Consider the following 4,103-nt stretch of genomic DNA (forward strand, 5'->3'; position numbering starts at 1 on the left):
GCTGCTGAATTGGCAACGGTCTATACCATTCGCAGCCGAGATGCCATCAAAAATGTATTCGCTGACCTATTTGGCTTGATAGCTTTTGCGATCGTTATCACCAACAACCGACGGTCGATCGCCGTCTTCCAGTCCTTCTTCAGCAGAATTGTCTACGGACTGAGTGATAGCGCCAAGGCCTTCATCCTCATTTTGTTGACCGATGTCTTTGTGGGGTTTCACTCGCCCCACGGCTGGGAAGTTCTGCTCGAAGGAGCCTGTCGGCATCTGGGGCTACCCGCCAACCGCGAGTTTATCTTCATCTTCATTGCCACCTTCCCAGTCATCCTAGACACTATTTTCAAGTACTGGATTTTCCGCTATCTTAACCGCATCTCACCCTCAGCCGTTGCCACCTATCGCACCATGAATGAGTAATTCTAAACGCCTATGTCTGAAAACACCTTATTCGCCCTGTCGCTATTTCCTTATCTAGGGTTCCTCTGGTTTTTGACACGATCAGGCAAGACTCCTCGGCTGGCACTGATCGGTTTCTACATGACATTAGTCTTTGTGGCTGTCACCATTCCGGCTGGCATTTACGCTCAAGTTGCCTACAACACATCCTTGGCCAATGTAGATTGGCTCCATGGCCTTGCTGAGTCGTTTCTTACAGTGTCAAATAGTTTAGTAGCCTTAGGCTTTTGGCAAGCTGTGCAGCCAAACAACACGTGATCATTATGCATGGATGATCATGAATGACTATGAGCGCTTAGGAGAATACTGCTGAGTTTGCACAATGTACTCTAACAAACCGCTACAAGCATCAGTGAGTAAATCCAACACATAGTTAAACCCATCCATGCCTCCATAGTAGGGATCTGGCACCTCCCGATCACGATGCTCACGGCAAAACTCACACATCATCTTGACCTTGTGGGTATACCGTTTCTCGCGATCAAGAGATGTAATGCTGTCGTAGTTATCCCAATCCATAGCTAGGATCAGATCAAAGGCTTCAAAGTCTGCACGGGAAAATTGTCGGGCAGTTCCCGTCATCTGGATGCCACGCTGCGCGGCTGCTTGGGTCATGCGACGATCGGGCGGGTTGCCCACATGGTAAGCGGCTGTGCCCGCCGAATCGCAAACAATTTGATCTTGCAGGTTAGCTTGTCGAACCAGATGGTTCATGATGTTCTCTGCCGCTGGCGATCGGCAGATGTTTCCCAAGCAGACGAACAACACGCGATAGGGCATAGTAGAGATTCCCTTAGGTTACATCGGCAGGTTTAAGCCACCAGTTAACTCTTCCATGCGAGCACGCATTGTTTCTGTGGACTTAGCATAGGCATCTTTTGCAGCCGCTAACACCAAATCAGCCACAACTTCCGCGCCTTCACCCATGACATCAGCAGACAGCTCAACTCGGCGAGGTTCTTGGTTACCGCTCAACACAACCTTCACCAATCCACCACCCGCAGTGCCCTCAATTTCCATTTCTTCCAGCTCTTCTTGCAGCTTCTTAGCACCTTCCTGCACCTGCTGAGCTTTCTTAAATGCCTCCGTCAGTTCTTTCATCTTGCCGAGGCCAAATCCAAATCCTTGTCCTTTTGTCATAGCGTTTATATCCAGAATTAATGTCTAGAGTCAGTAGGTGTAACGTAGTTGCTACATGGTAACCAAACTAATGGTAGCCAAGCCAATAACTGGCCAATGACTATTAGGTTACCTGCAATCCTGCACTACTATACCAACTAACTAAGAGCCTGTCAGGTTGATACTACCACTCTGGTAATCTAACGCTGGTATTAATCCCGTAGGTCTTCGTGAAGGATGGAGTTGTAGTTTTACATGGATTATGATGTCACGATCGTCGGTGGAGGAATTGTTGGCTTGGCTGTGGGTATGACCTTGACTCGGCAGCGACCGGGCACAAAAGTAGCCGTATTGGAAAAAGAAACCTCCCTAGCCATGCACCAGACAGGTAACAACAGCGGGGTTATCCACTCCGGAATTTACTACAAGCCCGGCAGCTTCAAGGCGAAATTTTGTCGAGAGGGTGCTCAGGCTATGGTGAGGTTTTGCCGTGAGCATGGACTGGCACACCATGTCTGTGGCAAAGTAATTGTTGCTACTGAAGAGGCGGAACTACCCCGACTAGAGGCCCTCTATCACCGAGGTTTGGCTAATCAAGTGCCTGTTGCCAAGATTACCCCTGCTGAGGCAAAGGAGATTGAACCCCACGTTCATTGCCTAGCTGCTATCCGTGTATTTTCTACAGGCATTGTGAACTACAGGCAAGTCTGTAACAAATATGCTGAACTGATGCAACAACAGGGCGGCGAGATTCGCTTAGGCACCTGTGTTTTCAGTAGTCTCAACACAACTGACGGACTAGTGCTAAACACGAGTGCAGGTGAGATTACTAGCCGATTTATGGTGAACTGCGCAGGTCTGTTTAGCGATCGCATCGCTCACACAGCCGGGGCTAACCCCCGCGCCAAAATTATTCCCTTTCGGGGAGAATATTACGAACTCATCCCAGAAAAGCGCCACCTTGTCAAGGCACTAATCTATCCGGTGCCAAATCCTGCCTTTCCCTTTCTAGGCGTACACTTCACAAAAATGATTGACGGCAGTGTTCATGCTGGCCCCAATGCTGTTCTGAGCCTGAAACGAGAAGGTTATACCAAAACTGATGTAGACCTGAGAGATCTACTAGATGTGATCACCTATCCTGCCTTTTGGAAATTAGCTGCTAGGCACTACGATGAGGGCGTTCAGGAGATAATTCGCTCGTTTAGCAAGGCGGCCTTTGTGCGTAGTCTGCAACGCCTGATTCCTGAGGTGCAGATGGCTGATGTTGTGCCAACCCATGCAGGGGTGCGCGCCCAAGCTCTCTACGAAGACGGTAATCTGGTCGATGACTTTTTAATCGTCAGAGGTCAACGCTCACTGCATGTTTGCAATGCACCGTCTCCAGCCGCGACATCATCCTTGGAAATTGGGCGTGCGATCGTTGATCAGATTCCTGAACTCACCTAACTCTGTAAATTCTCAAAAAGTTTATAGACTATTGGTGCGCGATCGAGTATTAATTCTGAATAGGTGGCAGAAAATGTTAGCTCTGCATACATAAGTGAGCGTATTGCAGGTAATCACATGAAAGCAGTTATCTTGGCGGGTGGACTGGGTACACGCCTGAGTGAAGAGACAACCATTAGGCCCAAGCCAATGGTTGAGGTTGGTGGTCGTCCAATTCTATGGCATGTTATGAAAATCTATTCTGCCCATGGTGTGAACGACTTCATCATCTGTTGTGGTTACAAAGGCTACGTTATTAAGGAATATTTCAACAACTACTTTCTGCACCTATCCGATGTCATCTTCGACATGCAACTGAACCAGCGTACCTTCATTTCTGGTAAGGCTGAGCCTTGGCGAGTGACGGTGGTAGATACGGGAGACAACACCATGACCGGTGGTCGTCTCAAGCGTGTGCGTGAGTACATCGGCAAAGAAACCTTTTGTATGACCTACGGCGACGGGGTTGGCAGCGTCAATATATCTGAGGCGATCGCCTTTCACAAAGCCCAGAAACGCCTTGCGACTATGACAGCCGTGCAACCCCCTGGTCGCTTTGGAGCCGTGGTACTGGGTGAAGAAGATACCCAAATTACCTCCTTCCACGAAAAACCTAGCGGAGATGGTGCTTGGATTAACGGCGGCTTCTTTGTATTGGAGCCTGAAGTCATCGACTACATTGCCGATGATTCTACCGTGTGGGAGCAAGATCCCCTAAGAAAACTGGCCAGCGACGGGCAACTGTCTGCGTTTAAGCATGAAGGGTTTTGGCAACCCATGGATACCCTGCGAGATAAAAACCTGCTGGAGAACCTATGGGCTAGCGGCAATCCTCCCTGGAAAGTTTGGTGAATACTGGTAGCCCACTACCGACTGTAGCTACGATCAGAGTTAGACCCTGTACTTACATCCTTAGCTGGCAAGACTGCATGAATCCTACATTTTGGGCTGGAAAAAAAGTTCTCATTACAGGTCACACTGGATTCAAGGGAAGTTGGTTGTCTCTGTGGCTACAGCAACTAGGTGCTACTGTTATTGGC

General features: G+C 48.9%; 7 protein-coding genes. 5 read left to right on the top strand and 2 right to left on the bottom strand.

Annotated elements, in window-relative coordinates; all coding sequences use genetic code 11:
• On the top strand, window positions 1-417 hold a 417-nt coding region (locus NZ772_15040; GenBank protein ID MCS6814869.1), incomplete at its 5' end, for a proton extrusion protein PcxA.
• 12 nt (window positions 418-429) lie between these two features.
• Window positions 430-714: a DUF3593 domain-containing protein gene (locus NZ772_15045; GenBank protein MCS6814870.1), complete on the top strand. Its 285-nt coding sequence runs from the start codon at window positions 430-432 to the stop codon at window positions 712-714.
• Window positions 715-741: 27 nt separating this feature from the next.
• On the opposite strand, the gene NZ772_15050 is transcribed toward NZ772_15045, so the two are convergent.
• Entirely contained in the window at window positions 742-1,236 is a 495-nt protein-coding gene (locus NZ772_15050; protein ID MCS6814871.1) for a low molecular weight phosphotyrosine protein phosphatase, read from the bottom strand.
• An 18-nt stretch (window positions 1,237-1,254) separates the two neighbouring features.
• Window positions 1,255-1,596, bottom strand: a complete 342-nt coding sequence (locus NZ772_15055) for a YbaB/EbfC family nucleoid-associated protein (GenBank protein MCS6814872.1) — start codon at window positions 1,594-1,596, stop codon at window positions 1,255-1,257.
• A 234-nt stretch (window positions 1,597-1,830) separates the two neighbouring features.
• Here NZ772_15055 and lhgO point away from each other — a divergent pair, with 234 nt between their 5' ends.
• From lhgO to NZ772_15070, 3 genes are all read left to right on the top strand, one after another.
• Window positions 1,831-3,024: an L-2-hydroxyglutarate oxidase gene (gene lhgO / locus NZ772_15060; protein ID MCS6814873.1), complete on the top strand. Its 1,194-nt coding sequence runs from the start codon at window positions 1,831-1,833 to the stop codon at window positions 3,022-3,024.
• 117 nt (window positions 3,025-3,141) lie between these two features.
• Complete coding sequence (gene rfbF, locus NZ772_15065) at window positions 3,142-3,915, top strand: glucose-1-phosphate cytidylyltransferase (GenBank protein ID MCS6814874.1); 774 nt, start codon at window positions 3,142-3,144, stop codon at window positions 3,913-3,915.
• A gap of 77 nt (window positions 3,916-3,992) precedes the next feature.
• Window positions 3,993-4,103, top strand: a 111-nt coding sequence (locus NZ772_15070) for a CDP-glucose 4,6-dehydratase (GenBank protein MCS6814875.1), incomplete at its 3' end; no start/stop codon positions are given.

This window comes from Cyanobacteriota bacterium (assembly GCA_025054735.1).
In the GTDB taxonomy this organism is placed as follows: Bacteria; Cyanobacteriota; Cyanobacteriia; order SKYG9; family SKYG9; genus SKYG9.